Annotated in this window: 14 protein-coding genes; 8 read left to right on the plus strand and 6 right to left on the minus strand. The window is 71.8% G+C overall.

The features are described from left to right. Window positions 1-159 precede the first annotated feature (159 nt). Both ACZ5XS_RS00195 and ACZ5XS_RS00200 read right to left on the minus strand, forming a co-directional pair. Window positions 160-933 carry an SDR family NAD(P)-dependent oxidoreductase gene (locus tag ACZ5XS_RS00195; protein ID WP_468646855.1) on the minus strand — a complete coding sequence of 258 codons (774 nt, stop codon included), beginning with the start codon at window positions 931-933 and terminating at the stop codon, window positions 160-162. A 98-nt stretch (window positions 934-1,031) separates the two neighbouring features. Next, entirely contained in the window at window positions 1,032-1,700 is a 669-nt protein-coding gene (locus ACZ5XS_RS00200; RefSeq protein WP_468646857.1) for an MOSC domain-containing protein, read from the minus strand. Window positions 1,701-1,780: 80 nt separating this feature from the next. Here ACZ5XS_RS00200 and ACZ5XS_RS00205 point away from each other — a divergent pair, with 80 nt between their 5' ends. Further along, on the plus strand, window positions 1,781-2,677 hold the full coding sequence (locus ACZ5XS_RS00205; protein ID WP_468646859.1) for a LysR family transcriptional regulator: 897 nt from the start codon (window positions 1,781-1,783) through the stop codon (window positions 2,675-2,677). A 130-nt stretch (window positions 2,678-2,807) separates the two neighbouring features. Here the strand turns inward: ACZ5XS_RS00205 and ACZ5XS_RS00210 are convergent, their stop codons facing one another. Further along, window positions 2,808-3,131, minus strand: a complete 324-nt coding sequence (locus tag ACZ5XS_RS00210; protein ID WP_468646861.1) for a WhiB family transcriptional regulator — start codon at window positions 3,129-3,131, stop codon at window positions 2,808-2,810. A gap of 381 nt (window positions 3,132-3,512) precedes the next feature. On the opposite strand from ACZ5XS_RS00210, the gene ACZ5XS_RS00215 reads away from it, so the two are divergent. The 4 genes from ACZ5XS_RS00215 (at window position 3,513) to ACZ5XS_RS00230 (ending at window position 7,903) form a co-directional block, all read left to right on the plus strand. After that, the gene (locus ACZ5XS_RS00215; RefSeq protein ID WP_003948568.1) at window positions 3,513-4,124 is read left to right on the plus strand and encodes a response regulator transcription factor; all 612 of its coding nucleotides are present in this window, start codon (window positions 3,513-3,515) and stop codon (window positions 4,122-4,124) included. Between the two features lie 266 nt (window positions 4,125-4,390). Continuing rightward, entirely contained in the window at window positions 4,391-4,978 is a 588-nt protein-coding gene (locus ACZ5XS_RS00220; protein WP_217235177.1) for a sigma-70 family RNA polymerase sigma factor, read from the plus strand. A 175-nt stretch (window positions 4,979-5,153) separates the two neighbouring features. Continuing rightward, complete coding sequence (guaB, locus tag ACZ5XS_RS00225; protein ID WP_468646863.1) at window positions 5,154-6,662, plus strand: IMP dehydrogenase; 1,509 nt, start codon at window positions 5,154-5,156, stop codon at window positions 6,660-6,662. 116 nt (window positions 6,663-6,778) lie between these two features. Continuing rightward, window positions 6,779-7,903: a GuaB3 family IMP dehydrogenase-related protein gene (locus ACZ5XS_RS00230; protein ID WP_468646864.1), complete on the plus strand. Its 1,125-nt coding sequence runs from the start codon at window positions 6,779-6,781 to the stop codon at window positions 7,901-7,903. Between the two features lie 100 nt (window positions 7,904-8,003). On the opposite strand, the gene ACZ5XS_RS00235 is transcribed toward ACZ5XS_RS00230, so the two are convergent. Then, window positions 8,004-8,549: a hypothetical protein gene (locus ACZ5XS_RS00235; RefSeq protein ID WP_468646866.1), complete on the minus strand. Its 546-nt coding sequence runs from the start codon at window positions 8,547-8,549 to the stop codon at window positions 8,004-8,006. A 146-nt stretch (window positions 8,550-8,695) separates the two neighbouring features. Beyond that, window positions 8,696-9,904: a nucleotide sugar dehydrogenase gene (locus tag ACZ5XS_RS00240; protein WP_468646868.1), complete on the minus strand. Its 1,209-nt coding sequence runs from the start codon at window positions 9,902-9,904 to the stop codon at window positions 8,696-8,698. Window positions 9,905-10,194: 290 nt separating this feature from the next. Here ACZ5XS_RS00240 and ACZ5XS_RS00245 point away from each other — a divergent pair, with 290 nt between their 5' ends. Then, a complete protein-coding gene (locus ACZ5XS_RS00245; protein WP_468646870.1) occupies window positions 10,195-11,901 on the plus strand; it encodes a glycerol-3-phosphate dehydrogenase/oxidase in 1,707 nt (568 codons plus the stop codon). A 202-nt stretch (window positions 11,902-12,103) separates the two neighbouring features. On the opposite strand, the gene ACZ5XS_RS00250 is transcribed toward ACZ5XS_RS00245, so the two are convergent. Beyond that, window positions 12,104-13,147 carry a serine hydrolase domain-containing protein gene (locus tag ACZ5XS_RS00250; RefSeq protein WP_468646872.1) on the minus strand — a complete coding sequence of 348 codons (1,044 nt, stop codon included), beginning with the start codon at window positions 13,145-13,147 and terminating at the stop codon, window positions 12,104-12,106. A gap of 169 nt (window positions 13,148-13,316) precedes the next feature. On the opposite strand from ACZ5XS_RS00250, the gene ACZ5XS_RS00255 reads away from it, so the two are divergent. Together ACZ5XS_RS00255 and ACZ5XS_RS00260 are read left to right on the plus strand one after the other, a co-directional pair. Beyond that, window positions 13,317-15,536: a serine/threonine-protein kinase gene (locus tag ACZ5XS_RS00255; protein WP_468647495.1), complete on the plus strand. Its 2,220-nt coding sequence runs from the start codon at window positions 13,317-13,319 to the stop codon at window positions 15,534-15,536. Between the two features lie 188 nt (window positions 15,537-15,724). Then, entirely contained in the window at window positions 15,725-18,757 is a 3,033-nt protein-coding gene (locus ACZ5XS_RS00260) for a protein kinase (RefSeq protein WP_468646874.1), read from the plus strand. Window positions 18,758-18,771: the final 14 nt, after the last annotated feature.

Genomic DNA, 18,771 nt, shown 5'->3' on the forward strand with positions numbered 1-18,771 from the left:
CGGGCGCGCAGAACGACGTGACGGCGGCCCTGTCCTCGCACAGCGGTGGTCGGATCCCTGCCCAGCCCGCCCTGGTCAGGTGCCTTCCGGATGCGGTGCCGCTCGTGGTCAGGGAGGCGCTCCCCATGAAGACGGCCCGTCGTGGTGATCGTGCGGTGCCTACTGCGGCCCGTACTTCCGCCCGGTCCGCGAGCTGATCCCACCCAGCACCCCCCGAGGCATCACCTTCACCACCCCCATCATCGCCTTGTACCGAGGATCCGGAATCGACACGGTCCTCCCGCGCGCCAGATCCCCCAACGCCGCCGCCACCAGCTTGTCCGCGTCGAGCCACATCCACCCCGGGATGTTGTCCGTGCCCATCCCGGCCCGCTGGTGGAACTCCGTGCGGACGAAGCCCGGGCACAGCGCCATCAGCCGGACTCCGCTCCCCGCCAGGTCCTTCGCCGCCCCCTGCGTGAACTGTACGACCCACGCCTTGGACGCGCCGTACGTCCCGCGCGGCAGGAAGGCCGCCACCGACGCGACGTTGACGACGCCCCCGCGGCCCCGCTCCCGCATCGCCTCCGTCGCCGCCGACGTCAGTCGCAGGACCGCCTCGCAGTGCACCTTGAGCATCATCAGCTCGTCAGTCATGGACACGTCGAGATAGCGGCCCTTGTTGCCGAAGCCCGCGTTGTTGATCAGCAGGTCGACGGGGTTCTTGCGGTCGGCCAGGCGGGCGGCGACCGCTTCGATGCCGTCGTCGGTCGCCAGGTCGGCGGTGAGGACCTTCGCCTCGATGCCGTGCCGGTCGTGCAGTTCGGTCGCCTGTTCCCGCAGTCGCTTGGTGTCGCGGGCGACGAGGACGAGGTTGTGCCCGTCCGCCGCCAGCCGTCGCGCGAAGGCGGCGCCGATGCCCGCGGTGGAACCCGTGATGAGAGCCGTTGTCATGGCGCAAGGTTAATGACCCGGACTGTGCGCGTCCGCTCTCCGCACGGGGACTCCCACTGAGTGGAGACGTGGCGAGGGGCAGGGCCCGTGAACGCTCGTCAGGTTCCGTTCTTCGCCACGTACTCCCGCGCCCAAGCCCGTATCTCCGGGTGCAGCGCCTCACCCGCCACCAGCAGCCGCGGCTGCAGGCGCCGCTCGGTCGTGGTCGCCCGGAACACCAGGGCCACGGTCACGTCGTGGTCGGGGCGGTGGACGATCTCGACCGGGTCCCCGGCACGGATCTCGCCCGGTCGTATCACCCGCAGATACGCACCCGGCGCTCCCTTCTGCGTGAACCGCTTCACCCACCGCTCCTCACCCATATGGCCCTGGAAGGTGACGCACGGGATCCGCCCGCTGCTGACTTCCAGCACCACCTCGGATCCGACCCGCCAGCGCTCGCCGATCAGCGCGCCGGAGACGTCGATGCCCTCGGTGGTGAGGTTCTCGCCGAAGGAGCCATGGGGCAGTGCCCGTCCCAGCTCGCGCTCCCAGTCGTCCAGGTCCTCGCGTGCCACCGCGTACACCGCCTGGTCGTCGCCGCCGTGGTGCTGCCGCTTGCACACCGCGTCCCCGGCGAGCCCGCTGCCGCCGATGCCCTTGGGGCCGGGGGCCGACACCCGCACCGGCTCCAGCACCGGCTGTTTGTCGATGCCGGTGACACCTTCCGGACCATCCGTGTACGGCACGGCCTTCGGACGGCCCAGGTTCACAGAAAGAAGCCTCATGGCGGCACGGTACGGCGCGGGCGGCAAAGCGGCGACACATTATTCGGCATCTTCCCCAAGGCCCGCTTATGCTCGACTCCGTGATCGAGGCCCGTCATCTCCGCGTGCTGCGCGCCGTCGCCACCACCGGCTCCTTCTCGGCGGCGGGGCGCGAACTGGGCTGCACCCAGCCCGCCGTCAGCCAGCAGATGAAGGCACTGGAGGCGTCCGTCGGCACGCCGCTGCTCATCCGCAGCGGGCGCGAGATGCGGCTGACCCAGGCCGGCGAGGCGCTGGTGCGGCACGCCGCCGGGATCCTCGCCGGGCTCACCGCGGCCGAGGAGGAGGTCGCCGCCATCGCGGGCCTGCGCGCCGGACGGGTCCGGCTGGTCTCCTTCCCCAGCGGCAGCTCCACCCTCGTACCGACGGCACTCGCGGCCCTGCGCGCCGAACACCCCGGCACCCGGGTCTTCCTGGAGGAGGCCGAACCGCCGCAGTCCGTCGCCCTGTTGCGCGAGGGTGACTGCGACCTGGCGCTCGCCTTCCGGTACGAGGGGGCGGCGGGCGCCGAGGAGTGGGACGACCTCGTCGTACAGCCCCTGCTGACCGACCGGCTGGTCGCTCTCGTCCCCGAGAGGCACCGGCTCGCGCGCGCGGAGTCGGTCTCCATCGGCGAGCTCGCCGGGGAGCCGTGGATCGCCGGCTGCCCGCGCTGCCGCGGTCAGCTCGTCGAGGTGTGCGAGAGCGCCGGCTTCACCCCCCGCATCGACTTCGCGACCGACGACTATCCGGCGGTCGTCGGCCTGGTGGGCGCGGGACTCGGCGTCGCCGTCCTGCCGCAGCTCGCCGTCGAGTCCGTACGGCCACGGGGCGCTCGCACGGTGACGCTGGAACCGGCGGTCCGGCGGGAGATCGTCGCGCTCACGCTGCCCGACCTGGCTCAGGTGCCGGCGGTGGCGGCGACCCTGGACCAGCTGGCGCGCGCGGCGAAACGCTGACGCGCGCGCTCCGAGAAGATGCGCCCGGAGCACCCGGAGCACCCGGAGCACCCGGAGCAAAAATTAGGGGCACGCGTGCGCGTGCCCATATCGCAGAAACGTTCCTTCAGTTGTGCGGTCTTTCGGTTGCTCAGTTGCTCGAAGGGCCGTCCCCGGCCGCCGCCGACACCAGCCGGTGGCGTGCCCGCCCCATGAGCTCCTCGCGCTCGTCCTCGGTCAGCCCGCCCCAGACGCCGTACGGCTCTCTCACCGCCAGCGCGTGCGCCGCGCACTGCGCGCGCACCGGGCACCTCATGCAGACCTCCTTGGCCGAGTTCTCGCGAGCACTCCGGGCCGCACCGCGCTCACCCTCCGGATGGAAGAAGAGCGAGCTGTCCACCCCTCGGCAGGCGGCCAGGAGCTGCCAGTCCCACAGGTCAGCGTTCGGTCCGGGAAGGCGGGAGAAATCTGCCATTGCGTGACCCCTTGTAGCCGTTCTGGGCGGATACGGTGTCCACGACCGTACATCTACGATCTAAGGAGATGAAAATATGACTCATTGCGAATCTAGCCTCAGACACTAAGAAATGGGAAGAAAAGGGTCTGAATGGGGCATGGCTTGTGATGAAACGTTGCGGGTCCACCGCGCATGCCTGCACCGTGTCCGCGCCCTCACGTAGAGTGCCGAAGATGGCACACGGCCCCGTAACTCTTTCGAGTGACCGTCGTTGAGAGTGCGGAGGCGGTTGAAGCAACAAGGGCTCGGGCAGGCGTCCGAGACGGTCGACCGCACAGGTGACGATTTCGTACCAGCCTGGAGGCTCAAGGTGACGTGCATCAGCTGCGGAGGACGGCCATGACATCCGTCCTCGTCTGCGACGACTCCCCGCTTGCCCGAGAGGCGCTCCGCCGCGCGGTCGCGACCGTGCCCGGTGTCGAGCGCGTGACGACGGCGGCCAACGGCGAGGAAGTCCTCCGCCGCTGGGGTGCCGACCGCTCGGACCTGATTCTGATGGACGTACGCATGCCCGGTCTGGGCGGCGTCGAGACCGTCCGGCGGCTGCTGTCCGCCGACCCCGGTGCGCGCATCATCATGCTCACCGTCGCCGAGGACCTCGACGGCGTGGCGCTCGCGGTCGCCGCCGGTGCCCGTGGCTATCTGCACAAGGACGCCTCGCGCGCCGAACTGCGCGCCACCGTCACGCAGGCCCTCGCCGACCCGACCTGGCGGCTGGCCCCGCGCCGGCTGCGCTCCGCCGAGATGGGCGCCGCGCCGACGCTCACCGCGCGCGAGATCCAGGTCCTCGAAGGCATGAGTCACGGCCGCTCGAACGCCGAGATCGGCCGCGAGCTGTTCCTCTCCGAGGACACCGTCAAGACGCACGCCCGGCGGCTGTTCAAGAAACTCGGCGCCTCGGACCGCGCGCACGCCGTGGCGCTCGGTTTCCGCTGGGGCCTGGTGCGCTGAGCAGGGCCGGGTGTGTCGTAGCGGGGGTACGGAAATCCCCGCCTGCCGCATGGCGGGCGGGGGTGGCGACGGGGCCCACCGGGTGCCCGCTGCTCGTTTCGCCGCGGATGCCGCATCCTTGAGGTGTGGAGTTCCTCGGGGACGAGTCGATCGAGCGGGAGGGGAGGGCGCAAGGGATGAGTTCCGGCGCACCTGCTCATAACGCTTCGGTGCACAACGACCAGGGCGATGCCGCGCATCGGATGCCGTCAAGGCACCATGGACCGATGCGCGACGACGAGGCGGGCACTGCCCACGGGGCGATCGGCGGGCTCGTGCATCGCGCCGTCGACGGGGACGAGCAGGCCACACACGACCTGCTCGCCCATGTCCACCCCCTGGCCCTGCGCTACTGCCGCACCCGTCTGTCCCGCCTTCCCGGCGACGCCCGGCACTTCGTCGAGGACCTGGCCCAGGAGGTCTGCGTAGCGGTCCTCCTCGCCCTGCCTCGCTACAAGGACACCGGTCGCCCCTTCGAGGCGTTCGTCTTCGCCATCGCCGCGCACAAGGTCGCCGACCTGCAGCGGGCGGCGATGCGTCACCCGGGTTCGACGGCCGTCCCCTCGGACGAGATGCCCGAGCGGCCCGACGACTCGCTCGGCCCCGAGGAGCGGGCGCTGCTCAGCAGCGACGCCGAATGGGCCAAGAAGCTCATGGCCAACCTGCCCGAGAACCAGCGGGAGCTGTTGCTGCTGCGCATCGCGGTGGGCCTCACGGCCGAGGAGACCGGCCAGATGTTGGGAATGTCACCCGGAGCGGTCCGGGTGGCCCAGCACCGGGCCCTGAGCAGACTGCGGGCGCTGGCCGAGCAGTAGGGCCCGCCGCGGTGCAGCCCCGGATGACCAGGCCTGCGCCGGATATGAACAGGCGTCCGCGGAATTCCGTACGAACATACGAAGCCCGGAGTCATCCGGAACCGTGGAATTCGGGAGCTGAGCTTCCCGTTAGCATGGACATCCGCACCGAGCAAGGCCATTTGGGGAAGGTGTCATGACTGCCAACGTCGACGGAGTGCCCGGAAAATTCGCGACCCTCGGGCTGACCTACGACGACGTGCTGCTGCTGCCGGGCCCGTCGGACATGGCACCCGACGAGATCGACACCGCCTCGTACGTCTCCAAGAACGTGCGGGTCAACATCCCGCTCCTGTCCGCCGCCATGGACAAGGTCACCGAGTCGCGCATGGCGATCGCGATGGCCCGCCAGGGCGGTGTCGGCGTTCTGCACCGCAACCTCTCCATCGAGGACCAGGCCAACCAGGTCGACCTGGTGAAGCGCTCCGAGTCCGGCATGGTGGCCGACCCGATCACGATCCACCCGGACGCCACGCTCGGCGAGGCCGACGCACTGTGCGCCAAGTTCCGCATCAGCGGTGTCCCGGTGACCGACGGCAACAAGAAGCTGCTCGGCATCGTCACCAACCGCGACATGGCCTTCGAGACCGACCGTACGCGCCGGGTGCGCGAGGTCATGACGCCGATGCCGCTGGTCACCGGCAAGGTCGGCATCTCCGGTGTCGAGGCCATGGAGCTGCTGCGCAAGCACAAGATCGAGAAGCTTCCGCTGGTCGACGACGGCGGGATCCTCAAGGGCCTGATCACGGTCAAGGACTTCGTGAAGGCGGAGAAGTACCCGAACGCCGCGAAGGACGGCGAGGGCCGTCTGCTGGTCGGCGCCGCGGTCGGCGTGGCCGGTGACGCCTTCGAGCGGGCCCAGGCCCTGATCGAGGCGGGCGCCGACTTCATCGTCGTCGACACCGCCCACGGCCACTCCCGCCTGGTCGGCGACATGGTCGCCAAGATCAAGTCGAACTCGGCCGGCGTCGACGTCATCGGCGGCAACATCGCCACCCGCGACGGCGCCAAGGCGCTCATCGACGCCGGTGTCGACGGCATCAAGGTCGGTGTCGGCCCCGGCTCCATCTGTACGACCCGTGTCGTCGCCGGCATCGGCGTCCCCCAGGTCACCGCCATCTACGAGGCTGCGCTCGCCGCCAAGGAGGCCGGCGTCCCGGTCATCGGCGACGGCGGCCTGCAGTACTCCGGCGACATCGCCAAGGCGCTGGTCGCGGGTGCCGACACGGTGATGCTCGGTTCGCTGCTCGCGGGCTGCGAGGAGTCGCCGGGCGAGCTGATGTTCATCAACGGCAAGCAGTTCAAGTCGTACCGCGGCATGGGGTCGCTCGGCGCCATGCAGTCCCGCGGCGACCGCAAGTCCTTCTCCAAGGACCGCTACTTCCAGGAGGGCGTCGCCTCCGACGAGCAGCTCGTCCCCGAGGGCATCGAGGGCCAGGTGCCCTACCGCGGCCCGCTCTCCTCGGTGGTCCACCAGCTCGTCGGCGGCCTGCGCCAGTCGATGTTCTACGTCGGCGGCCGGACCGTACCCGAGCTCCAGGACAACGGCCGGTTCGTCCGGATCACCTCGGCGGGCCTCAAGGAGAGCCACCCGCACGACATCCAGATGACGGTCGAGGCACCGAACTACAGCCGCAGCAAGTGACCCGCACGCGCGCGTGAGGCTGGCAGGGGGCGGCTCCGGGGCATCCGGGGCCGCCCTTGTCGTACCCGTCGGCGATACTGGAAGACGCTGAAACGCATCAGGGAAAGGCCACACACGTGACTGAGATCGAGATCGGGCGCGGCAAGCGCGGCCGCCGGGCGTACGCCTTCGACGACATCGCCGTCGTCCCCAGCCGCCGTACGCGGGACCCGAAGGAGGTCTCGATCGCCTGGCAGATCGACGCCTACCGATTCGAGCTGCCCTTCCTGGCCGCCCCCATGGACTCGGTCGTCTCCCCGGCCACCGCGATCCGCATCGGTGAGCTCGGCGGTCTCGGGGTGCTGAACCTCGAGGGCCTGTGGACGCGGCACGAGGACCCGCAGCCGCTGCTGGACGAGATCGTCGGCCTGCCGGTCGAGGCCGCGACCCGCCGCCTTCAGGAGATCTACGCCGCTCCCATCAAGGAAGAGCTGATCGGGCAGCGCCTCAAGGAGGTGCGCGACTCGGGCGTGGTCACCGCGGCGGCGCTCTCCCCGCAGCGCACCGCCCAGTTCTCCAAGGTGGTCGTGGACGCGGGCGTGGACATCTTCGTCATCCGCGGTACGACGGTCTCGGCGGAGCACGTCTCCGGTTCGCACGAGCCGCTGAACCTGAAGCAGTTCATCTACGAGCTCGACGTGCCGGTGATCGTCGGCGGCTGCGCCACGTACACCGCGGCCCTGCACCTGATGCGCACCGGTGCGGCCGGCGTCCTGGTCGGCTTCGGCGGCGGCGCGGCGCACACCACGCGCAACGTGCTGGGCATCCAGGTCCCGATGGCGACGGCGGTCGCCGACGTGGCGGCGGCCCGCCGCGACTACATGGACGAGTCCGGCGGCCGGTACGTGCACGTGATCGCCGACGGCGGTGTCGGCTGGTCCGGCGACCTGCCCAAGGCCATCGCCTGCGGCGCCGACGCGGTGATGATGGGCTCCCCGCTGGCCCGCGCCACGGACGCGCCGGGCAAGGGCCACCACTGGGGCATGGAGGCGGTGAACGAGGAGCTGCCGCGCGGCAAGAAGGTCGACCTCGGCACGGTCGGCACCCTGGAGGAGGTCCTCGCGGGCCCGTCCCACACCCCGGACGGCTCGATGAACTTCTTCGGAGCGCTGCGTCGGGCGATGGCGACCACCGGGTACAGCGAGCTGAAGGAGTTCCAGCGCGTCGAGGTGACCGTGGCGGATTCGGTGCACCGGCGGTAGTTCGCGAGTCCCTGTAGTCCCCGTAGTACGTGAAGGGGCCGCCCACCATCAGGTGGGCGGCCCCTTCCGGGTACGGACCGGGTACGTACGCGGTACGTCGTTACGCGGCGGCCTTCTTGGCGCCGGAGAACGCGGCGAACGCGCCGACGCCGAGGAACACGAACGTCAGCACGTCGGCCTCCTCGCTCCAGCTCTTGGTCACCAGGTCGAAGTGGTCCGTGAAGATCGTCATCACGGACATGCCGCTCGCGTCGGCGCCGATCATGGCGATGCCGATGAGCTGGCCCGCGTAGACGGCCCCGAGCGACAGGACCGCGCTCACCACCGGCAGCACCGGGTGCGGGCCGCCGAGCTTGCCCGCGGCGAGGCCGATGAGGAAGCCGACGCCGACGGCCGCGTAGCCGATCTCGTACTCGGTGGCGCCGACGATGGCGCCGTAGATGCCGGCGGTGACCAGGGCCGCGACGACGGCGACGACCAGGCCGAGGGCGACGTTGCCGCGGGCCGGGGCGGGCGGCGCGGGGGCGAACGGTGCCGGGGCAGGCGACATGGCGCCCGGCTGCTGGGCGTACGGGTTGCCCTCGGCGGGCTGCGGGGCGTACGGGTTGCCCTCGGCGGGCTGCGGCGGTGGCGTTGGCTGGGTCATGACAGAAATCCCCCCATGTCCCTCGCGGGACCGATGAACGAGCGGTGTGGTGTGCGCACGAGAGTGCGACGGACTCGCGCACGCATGTGCGACGAGTCGCCGAACAGTAGCAGGCACCCCTGCCCGGTTCACCCGGAAATTCGCCCTCAGATTCGATGGGCCGCCCCGGTCGGCGTCGCCCCCCGCGTGTCCAGCAGCAGCTGGGCCTTCACCGACAGGCCCTGGAGGTCGTACGTGCGGTGGTTCTGGAGGAGGATCGTCAGGTCGGCCTCGGCGGCGGCCTCGTAGAGGGAGTCCGCGCGGGGGACCGGGCGGTCCAGGACGTTCCAGGACGGGATGTGCGGGTCGTGGTAGCTGACGGAGGCGCCGAGCTCCATGAGGCGGGTCGCGATCTCTCGGGCGGGCGTGGACTGCTGGTCGGCGAGGTCGGGCTTGTAGGTGACGCCGAGGAGGAGGACGCGGGCGCCGCGCGCTGACTTGCCGTGCTCGTTGAGGAGGGTGGCGGCGCGCTGGATGACGTATCGCGGCATCTGGTGGTTGACCTGCTGGGCGAGCTCGACCATGCGCAGGGTGCGGCCGGCCTGGCCGGTGAGGTCCTGGGGGACGGCGTGGCCGCCGACACCGGGACCGGGGCGGAAGGCGTGGAAGCCGAACGGCTTGGTCTCCGCGCAGCGGATGACGTCCCAGAGGTCGACGCCCAAGTCGTGGCACAGGACGGCCATTTCGTTGACGAGGGCGATGTTGACGTGCCGGTAGTTGCTCTCCAGGAGCTGCACGGTCTCCGCTTCGCGCGGTCCACGCGCGCGTACCACCTTGTCCGTGAGACGGCCGTAGAAGGCGGCGGCGGACTCGGTGCAGGCGGGGGTGAGGCCGCCGATCACCTTGGGGGTGTTGGCGGGGGTGAAGTCTCGGTTGCCGGGGTCGACACGGCTGGGGGAGTAGGCGAGGTGGAAGTCGCGGCCCGCGCGCAGTCCGGAACCCTCCTCCAGGAGGAGGCGCAGGAAGCCCTCCGTGGTGCCCGGGGGGACGGGCGACTCCAGGATGACCGTGGTGTGCGGGCGCAGGTGTGCGGCCAGGGTGCGGGCGGCCGCTTCCACCTGGCCGAGGTCGAGTCCGCCGTCCGCGCCCTGTGGGGTGGGGGCACAGATGACCGCGGTGCGCACCCGGCCGAGCTCCGCCGGGGAGGTGGTCGGCCGGAAGCCCCCCGAGAGCATCCGGCGGACTTCGGCGGGGCTGAGGGAGCCCGGCTCGGGGCCGGTGCGGTAGCCGAGGGTGGGGATGCCGGCGGTGACGGCGGCCTGGGCCAGGGGCAGTCCGTAGGGGCCGAGTCCGATGACGGCGAGATCTGCGGGCATGGCGTGGACCGTCCTTCCCAGTAGCCGAAGCGGGACAGGTGTGCAAGCCCTGTGGACAGGATGGGCGAGCGCAATGTCAGACTAGGAGTAAATATGACCGATACGCGGGATTTATTACGTGTGTCTCCCTGTGGGTCCGTGAGCGTTGTTCCACACGTCGTGAAGGTTGTCCACAGGCTGGGGCCACTGGTGGCTGAACTCGGGCAAGCCGGTCAGAATTTGGGCATGGGGGATATGAACCGGGCCACTCCTCCGGGGTGAACCGGCACGACCGACAGCGGGAGGCAGCGGTGAGGACAGGGACACTGGGCCCGGCGCAACGCGCCGAGTCACTCGCATCAATGGCCGAGCGCGAGCTGGACGTGCTGGTGGTGGGCGCGGGAGTGGTGGGCGCGGGCACCGCGCTCGACGCCGTGACCCGGGGCCTGTCCGTGGGCCTGGTCGAGGCGCGCGACTGGGCGTCGGGCACATCGAGCAGGTCCAGCAAGCTGGTCCACGGCGGCCTGCGCTATCTGGAGATGCTCGACTTCGCCCTCGTCCGTGAGGCGCTGAAGGAGCGCGGCCTGCTGCTGGAACGGCTCGCTCCGCATCTGGTGAAGCCGGTGCCGTTCCTGTATCCGCTCCAGCACAAGGGCTGGGAGCGGCTGTACGCCGGATCGGGTGTCGCTCTCTACGACGCCATGTCGATGGCCCGTGGTCACGGCCGGGGCCTGCCCCTGCACCGGCACCTGAGCCGCCGTCACGCGCTGCGGGTCGCGCCCGCCTTGAAAAAGGACGCGCTGGTCGGCGCGTTGCAGTACTACGACGCCCAGATGGACGACGCCCGCTTCGTGGCGACCCTGGTGCGTACGGCGGCCTCGTACGGCGCGAAGGTCGCCAACCGCGCGCGGGTGACCGGATTCCTGCGCGAGGGCGAGCGCGTGGTCGGCGCCCGGGTGCAGGACGTCGAGGGCGGCGGGGAGTACGAGGTCCGTGCCAAGCAGGTCGTGAACGCGACCGGGGTGTGGACCGACGACACCCAGGCGATGGTGGGGGAGCGCGGGCAGTTCCACGTCCGGGCGTCCAAGGGCATCCACCTGGTCGTGCCCAAGGACCGGATCACCTCGTCGAGCGGCCTGATCCTGCGCACCGAGAAGTCCGTCCTGTTCGTCATCCCGTGGGGCCGCCACTGGATCATCGGTACGACGGACACCGACTGGGACCTCGACAAGGCCCACCCGGCCGCGTCCAGCGCCGACATCGACTATCTCCTCGAGCACGTCAACTCGGTGCTCTCGGTGCCGCTGACCAGGGACGACGTCCAGGGTGTGTACGCGGGTCTCAGGCCCCTGCTGGCCGGAGAGTCGGACGCCACCAGCAAACTGTCGCGCGAGCACACCGTGGCGCATCCGGCGCCCGGGCTCGTCGTGGTCGCCGGCGGCAAGTACACGACATACCGGGTGATGGCCAAGGACGCGGTGGACGAGGCGGTGCACGGGCTCGACATGCGGGTCGCCGAATGCGTGACGGAGGACGTCCCGCTGCTCGGCGCCGAGGGCTACCGGGCGCTGTGGAACGCGCGAGCGCGGATCGCCGCGCGGACGGGCCTTCACGTGGTGCGCGTGGAGCACCTGCTGAACCGGTACGGCACGATGGCGGAGGAGGTGCTCGACCTCATCTCCTCGGACACCTCGCTCGGCGAACCCCTCCACGCGGCCGACGACTACCTGCGCGCCGAGATCGTGTACGCCGCCTCCCACGAGGGTGCCCGGCACCTGGACGACGTCCTGACCCGGCGCACCCGCATCTCCATCGAGACCTTCGACCGGGGCACCCGCAGCGCCCATGAGGCCGCCGAACTGATGGCGCGGGTGCTCGGCTGGGACAAGGACCAGATCGAACGCGAGGTCCAGCACTACGAGAAGCGGGTGGAGGCGGAGCGGGAGTCGCAGCGGCAGCCGGACGATCTGACGGCGGACGCGGCGCGGCTGGGGGCGCCGGACATCGTGCCGCTGTAGGGCGTTCGGGGCGTGCCGCGCATCCGGTGGCCGTGGCGTGTGGCGCCGCGAGCCGCCGAGCCCGCGAGCGCCCCCGAGCCGCGGCCCCGAGCCGTGGCCCCGAGCCGTGGCCCCGCAGCCGGGGCCGGGCGTTGGTCGTGGTGGGCGAGCGTCACTCGAACGAGTGTCGCGAACCGGGATCTTCGTTCGGAACCCGGCCGTTCTACGGGGTGCGGGGGCAGAACTCGGCAGCGAGCAGCCGGGGTTCGAGGCCGGGATCTGTCACCGCTGTCGTGTTCACGCGGAAGGTGAGGACGCGACGGCCGCCGACCGTGGCTGCGGTGCGCACGTAGCTGCCGGTGATGCGGCCGTTGTGCCCCCACACCGTGGTGCCGCACGGCAGCTTCACCGGGAACAGGCCCATGCCGTACGAGCCGTGTGCGGTGCGGGTGTCGAGCATCTCGCGCAGCCGGCGCGGGGGCAGGAGCCGTCCGCCGAGCAGGGCGGCGTAGAAGCGGTCCAGGTCGGCGAGCGTGGTCACCAGCTCGCCCGCGGCGCCGGCCCCCCGTGGGTCGAGTTCGGTGACGTCGGTTCCGTCGGCGTCGTAGGCGCGGCCGTGCGGTGAGGGGAGCGTCGTGCGGGAGCCGGGGAAGGAGGTGCCCGTCAGATCCAGCGGAGTGATGATGCGGCGCTCGGCCTCGATGGCGTACGAGTGGCCGGTGACCTGCTCGACGACCATGCCGAGCAGGATGTAGTTGGTGTTCGAGTAGGAGTAGCGGCCGGGGTCGGCCGGGGGGTGGGTGAGCGCTATGCGTACGGCTTGAAGAGGGGCGACGGGGACGACGCCGATGGTGTCCGCGGTGAAGTCGTACAGGCCGCTGGTGTGGGTGAGCAGGGCGCGCAGGGTCAGCGCGCGGCCGTCGTTGCCCGCTCCGCGCACCAGGCCGGGCAGGTACTGCTCCACGGTGTCGGACAGTCTCAGCCGGTCCTCGGCGGCCAGTTGCAGGACGAGGGTCGCGATGAAGGTCTTCGTGATGCTGCCGGCGCGGAAGTGGTCGGCGCGGGCGATGCCCGGACCGCTCTGGACATAGCGGGTGCCGGTCTCCTCGCGGGCCAGGAGGGCTGCGACGGGGGCGCCACCCCGCTTGACCAGCAGCGGAAGGACCGCGTCCGTGGGCGGGACCATCGGTGCCGAGGAGGCGGCGGGGACCAGGGCGAGGACTGCCAGGCACACGGGCACGGCCGACAGCGTCCGAAGCGGTGGCATCGCGCGGGTCCTCCCTTGTCGGGGCCCATCATGCAGGGCGGGGGACGGCGGCTTCACCGGGACCCCGCGTGGAGGGCTGCCGGTGCCGTCAGGGGCACCCTGGGCGTTGGGCACTTGTCGGGTGAGGGACAATGGAGGCTCTGTCAGGGCGGGTTGCATGAGGGGACGCATGTCGGAGGCGGAGCGGGCGGGCACATCCCGTCAAGACACTCGTCAGGACAACAGCGGGCGTCTTCTCGCCGGGCGGTACCGGCTGGGAGGTGTGCTCGGCCGCGGTGGCATGGGCACGGTGTGGCGTGCCGAGGACGAGACCCTGGGGCGGACGGTCGCCGTCAAGGAGCTGCGGTTCCCGTCCAACATCGACGAGGACGAGAAGCGTCGGCTGATCACCCGCACGCTGCGCGAGGCCAAGGCCATCGCGCGGATCCGCAACAACAGTGCGGTGACGGTCTTCGACGTCGTCGACGAGGACGACCGGCCGTGGATCGTGATGGAGCTCGTCGAGGGCAAGTCACTCGCCGAGGTCATCCGGGAGGACGGCCTGCTGGAGCCCAGGCGGGCGGCGGAGGTCGGCTTGGCGGTCCTCGACGTGCTGCGGTCCGCGCACCGCGAGGGCATCCTGCACCGTGACGTGAAGCCGTCGAACGTGCTGATCTCGGAGGACGGCCGGGTCGTGCTCACCGACTTCGGCATCGCCCAGGTCGAGGGCGACCCGTCCATCACCTCGACCGGCATGCTCGTCGGCGCGCCCTCCTACATCTCCCCGGAGCGGGCCCGCGGACACAAGCCGGGACCGGCGGCCGACCTGTGGTCGCTGGGCGGGCTGCTGTACGCGTCGGTCGAGGGCGCTCCGCCGTACGACAAGGGGTCGGCGATCGCGACGCTGACCGCGGTGATGACCGAGCCGCTGGAGGAGCCGAAGAACGCGGGGCCGCTGAAGGACGTCATCTACGGCCTGCTCAACAAGGACCCCGCCAAGCGGCTCGACGACGACGGCGCGCGAGCGATGCTCCAGGCCGTGATCCACGCGCCCGAGCCGAAGACGGCCGAGCCGGAGCAGGCCCCGGATGCGACGAAGGTCGTGCCGCTGCCCCCGCAGCCCGACGAGCGGGCGGACCGGGGCAAGCGGGGCGAGGAAGCCGGCGAGCGGTTCCGCGGGGCCTTGCGTTCCGTGCGGAAGGCCGCCGGGGCGGCGGGTGCCGTGGCTTCCTCCGCGGCCGCTTCCCGGACCAAGTCCGGTGCCGGCACGGCTGCTTCGAGTGCGGACGGCAACGGGACCGCAGTGTCACCATCCGGTGGTACGTCGGGTGCCGGGGGCGGTGGCCGTACGGCGGGCGCCGGGGCGGCTGGTGGCGGTAAGGGCGCGTCGGTTGCCGAAGAGGCCGGCTCGTCGGGGAAGGCCGCGTCGAGTGGGGCGGCGGGGGCCGGTTCGGGCTCGGGCTCGGGCTCGGGCTCCGGCTCGGGATCGGCTGCCGGCGGGGTGCCCGGTCCTCGTGACCGGAGTACCCAGGGCGCGAGCGCTGCTGCGGGTGGCGCGGGTGCGGGTGGCGCGGGTGCCAACACCTCCACGGGTGGGCGCAGCTCCGGGTGGCCCGTGATGACGCCGCCGGATCTGCCGCCCAGGCCCGTGCCGAGGGCGCCGCTCACCGACGTGGTGCCGCGACGGACGCTGGTCGTCATCGCGGTGGTCGTGGTGCTCGCCGTGATCGGCACCGTACTAGCCCTCACGCTCGGTGACGACGAGGGCTCCGACGGGGCCGCCGGCAAGGGCGGCAAGGCGTCGGCCAGTGCCAGCGCGAGTGCCGACACCAAGGAGGACGAGAGCGGCGGGACCCGTACCGACGGCCCGGCCACCGAGTCCGCGGCGGCCGGGTCCGGGAACACGTCCAGCGCCGAAGCGGGCGCGTCCGGAGGCAGTGGCTCGGGCGAGGGTTCCTCCGGTTCCCGTGACGGCAACGCGGCGGAGACGACGCACAAGGGAAGCCAGGGGTACTCGATCGGGCTGCCCGCCGGGTGGAAGTTCCAGTCGACGGTATCGGCGGGGGACCGTTTCACCGGGCCGGACGGACAGAAACTGCTCGTGGCCTGGACGTCCACGCCGAAGGGCGACCCGGTGGCGGACTGGAAGAGCCAGGAGCGGTACATGACGCGCTCTCAGTACAAGAGGATCCGAATAGCGGAGGTGGACTACCGCGGCTGGAACACGGCCGACTGGGAGTTCACCTACTCGGAGAGCGGCACGACGTACCGGACGATCGACCGGGGCTTCGTCGTCAACGACCAACTCGGGTATGCGCTGATGTACACCGCGAAGGACGCCCAGTGGGACAGCGACCTGCGTGAGGGCACCTGGAAGACGCTGGCCGAAACGTTCGCACCGAAGTCGTGAGACCGCGTGCGGCGTGATCGACATCTTGTTCGGTTTCCCGTTTGCGGCGTGAGATCTGGAATCCCCTCTTGGTGAGTTGCCTCCGGCACGTATCGTGAGTGCTTGCGGACCGTACGCAGCCAGGAAAGTAGGCGGAACGGGCCGCGAGGCGAACGGAATTGACCAACCGGGCGGCCGGGGGAGGCAACGTGGACGACTATGCGGGACGGGTACTCGCCGACCGCTACCGCCTGCCGCTGCCGCCCTCCGACGAGTACGAACTCACCGAGAGCCGGGCCTTCGACACCTACAGCGGGCAGGAAGTCCTGGTCAGGCAGGTGCCGTTGCCCGAGGTCGTCGAGGCGGAGGTGCTCGACGCGGAGGGGCTGCCGGAGGGATTCACGGCGCGCGATCCACAGGGGCTCCGGGACCGTGGAGCGCGGCGGGCCCCGGCGGGTTCGGCGGCGCGGCGGCCCACGGATCCGGCCGTACGACGGGCCGTCGAGGCCGCGCAGTCCGCGGCCCGGATCCCCGACCATCCTCGGCTCGACCAGGTCTTCGACGTGTTCGCCGACGGCGGTTCGCTGTGGATAGTGAGTGAGTTGGTGTCCGCGCGGCCGCTGGCGGCGCTGCTCGCGGAGAAGCCGCTCACGCCGTACCGGGCGGCCGAGGTCGCCTCCGACGTCCTCATGGCGCTGCGGGTGCTGCACGCGCACGGCTGGGTGCACCGGAACATCACCGCACGCACGGTGCTCGTCTGCGACGACGGCCGCGTGATGCTGACCGGCCTCGCGGTCGGCGCGGCGGAGGAAGCGCTGTGCGGGTACGACCCGGTGCCGTCCGAACAGGCGGAATGGAATGCCGAGGGCGGGGAGTTCGGTGACGGGCCCGGGGCTGGGCCCGTGCCGGGAGGGCCTGGTGGACCTGGCCGGCCTCTGGGCGCGGAGGGTGCTGGGCGCGCTGGTCGTGCCGGGGCCGCTGGAGGAAGCGGCGGCGTAGGCGGGCCTGGTGGAGGCGGTAGTGCCGCTGGGATCCGTGGAGTTGGTGGCGCCGGTGTGCCCGTCGGGCCCGGTGGTGGTCGTGGATTTGGGGGCGCCGTCCCGGTCGGGCCCGGTGGTGCGCGAGGCACCGGCGCTGCCGGCCTCGGCGCGGCGGATCCCGAGGCTGCTCGGCGGGCCGCCATCGAGGCGCGGGAGGCCGGAGGGCTTCCGGCTGCCGGGGCGGAGCCGGGGAGCGCTAACGAGGCAGGAGCTTCGGCCGCGGTTGCCCGGCGGGACGTCGACGGCGGTGCGGACGTCAGGGCGGCGCGGGCCGGGGCGATCGCCGCGTACCGTGCGGGGGCCCGGGCCGCGGCCCGGGTTCAGGAGGCGCAGCAGAGCGGCCGGGCGGCACTGCCCGGGGCCCGCCCCGCGCCCGAGGGTGACCCGGCCGCACACGCGAACGGGGCGGCGCAGTTGCCGCCTCCCCCGGCGAACGGTGCGCAGCAGTCGCCGTATCCCGGTGCGCAGGGTGGGCGGACGCCGTATCCCGGAGGGAATGGTGCGGCGCAGGCGCCGTACTCCGACCCGAACGGTGCGCAGCAGTCGCCGTATCCCGGTGCGCAGGGTGGGCGGACGCCGTACCCCGGAGGGAATGGCGCGGCGCAGGCGCCGTACCCCGGTGGGAACCGTGGGCGGGACGCGTCCGGGGGTGTTTCCCCGGGGCAGATTGCCGACCCCTACGGCGTGCGTCCCGCGTCCTGGCACGGGGCCGCTCCCCGGGGCGGGGTCGGTGGGGTCACCCCGTCGCCCGGCGCGCCGGCCGGTGGTGTCCCGTCGGCGGGGCTCGGTGCGACGGCGGCCGGTGTTCCGGTGCCGTCGGCCGGCGGCGTCGCGGGCCCGGGTGTTCACGGCTCCCCCGCGCCCGCGCTTCCCGGTGCTTCCGGTGCGCCCACCGGCCGGTGGGACGACCTGGCCGCGAGGGCGCCCGTGCGGCGGGGGCCGACCACCGCGCTGGCTGCCGAGCGGGCTCGCCAGGCGCGGATGGCCGTGGTGGGGCCGGTGACGGAGCGGTGGGCCCCGGAGCAGGCCGGGCCGGTGCACGAGAACTGGCAGTTGGCGGCGCCGATCGGGCCGCAGACCGACCTGTGGGCGCTCGGGGCGTTGCTGTTCAGGGCCGTACAGGGGCACGCGCCGTATCCGGAGGAGTCGACGGCCGAGCTGGTGCAGCTGGTGTGTGCGGAGCCGCCCGCGTTCGCCGAGGAGTGCGGGCCGCTCAGGCCGGTGGTCGAGTCGCTGCTGCGGCAGGACCCGACCGAGCGGCTGGACTTCGAGGAACTGCGCGGCTGGCTGCGCTCGCTGGTGCGTTCGGCGCCCGAGCCGGAGGCCGGCGCGCACGTCGTGGCCGCGCCGCCCGCCGACAGGAGCCGCCTGCCCGTCGTACGCCGTCGGGGCGAGCTGGTGCGCAGGCGGCGGGCCGGGCTGCCCGCGACGAGTGCGCACGGGCGGCACAAGCGGGCGCGGGAGCAGGCCCGTTCGCCGAGGAGTCTCGGGCGGACCCTGCTGGTGCTGATCCTGCTCGTGCTGGCCGGGGCGGTCGCGTACGCCATGTTCTTCATGCCGAAGGCGGATCCGGGCGACCAGGGCGCCGGGGACCGGACCGGCACCGCCGGCGAGGTGAGCCAGGCGCCCGAGCAGTCCCCGGAGGCGAGCAGCGAGCCGCGGCCCGACCAGACCTCGCCCGGGCCGTCCCAGGGCAGTCCCTCGACGTCCGCGGGTTCCACCGAGCCGCAGACCGAAGGGCCCGAGGTCGCCGACGGCTTCACCCTGCGCAAGGACACGGAGGGCTTCCGGGTCGCCGTGGCCAACGGCTGGGAGCGCACGGCGGAGAACGGGCGCGGGCAGATCGTGTACGCGCACGGCAACTTCGAGCTGATCGTCGTACCGGGGCGGGACAGCGCGGCCGAGGACGGCAGCGATCCCATGGTGTACCAGCGGGAGAAGGAGCCCGAGTTGCAGCCGTACCGCGACTCGAGCTGGGCCACCGCGACCGGGCTGAAGACGATCCAGGTGGGCGGGCGGACCATGGCCGAGGGGCAGTTCACCTGGACCGGCGACGACGGGCGCGAGCTGTTCGTGCGCAATCTGGCGTTGCTGGTCGACGGGAAGTACCACGTGGTGCAGGTGCGTGGCCCGGAGGCGGAGCGGGACGAGGTGACGCGGTTGTACGAGCAGGCGGCGGAGACGTATCAGGCCACCGGCTGAATTCCGGGCCGGAA

It is taken from the genome of Streptomyces sp. NPDC033131 (assembly GCF_055578365.1).

Excerpts from the sequence above, each read along its gene's own strand:
- ACZ5XS_RS00195 (WP_468646855.1), bottom strand. The coding sequence starts at position 933 with ATGACAACGGCTCTCATCACGGGTTCCACCGCGGGCATCGGCGCCGCC.
- ACZ5XS_RS00200 (WP_468646857.1), bottom strand. The coding sequence starts at position 1,700 with ATGAGGCTTCTTTCTGTGAACCTGGGCCGTCCGAAGGCCGTGCCGTAC.
- ACZ5XS_RS00210 (WP_468646861.1), bottom strand. The coding sequence starts at position 3,131 with ATGGCAGATTTCTCCCGCCTTCCCGGACCGAACGCTGACCTGTGGGAC.
- ACZ5XS_RS00215 (WP_003948568.1), top strand. The coding sequence starts at position 3,513 with ATGACATCCGTCCTCGTCTGCGACGACTCCCCGCTTGCCCGAGAGGCG.
- ACZ5XS_RS00220 (WP_217235177.1), top strand. The coding sequence starts at position 4,391 with ATGCGCGACGACGAGGCGGGCACTGCCCACGGGGCGATCGGCGGGCTC.
- guaB (WP_468646863.1), top strand. The coding sequence starts at position 5,154 with ATGACTGCCAACGTCGACGGAGTGCCCGGAAAATTCGCGACCCTCGGG.
- ACZ5XS_RS00235 (WP_468646866.1), bottom strand. The coding sequence starts at position 8,549 with ATGACCCAGCCAACGCCACCGCCGCAGCCCGCCGAGGGCAACCCGTAC.
- ACZ5XS_RS00240 (WP_468646868.1), bottom strand. The coding sequence starts at position 9,904 with ATGCCCGCAGATCTCGCCGTCATCGGACTCGGCCCCTACGGACTGCCC.
- ACZ5XS_RS00250 (WP_468646872.1), bottom strand. The coding sequence starts at position 13,147 with ATGCCACCGCTTCGGACGCTGTCGGCCGTGCCCGTGTGCCTGGCAGTC.
- ACZ5XS_RS00255 (WP_468647495.1), top strand. The coding sequence starts at position 13,317 with ATGTCGGAGGCGGAGCGGGCGGGCACATCCCGTCAAGACACTCGTCAG.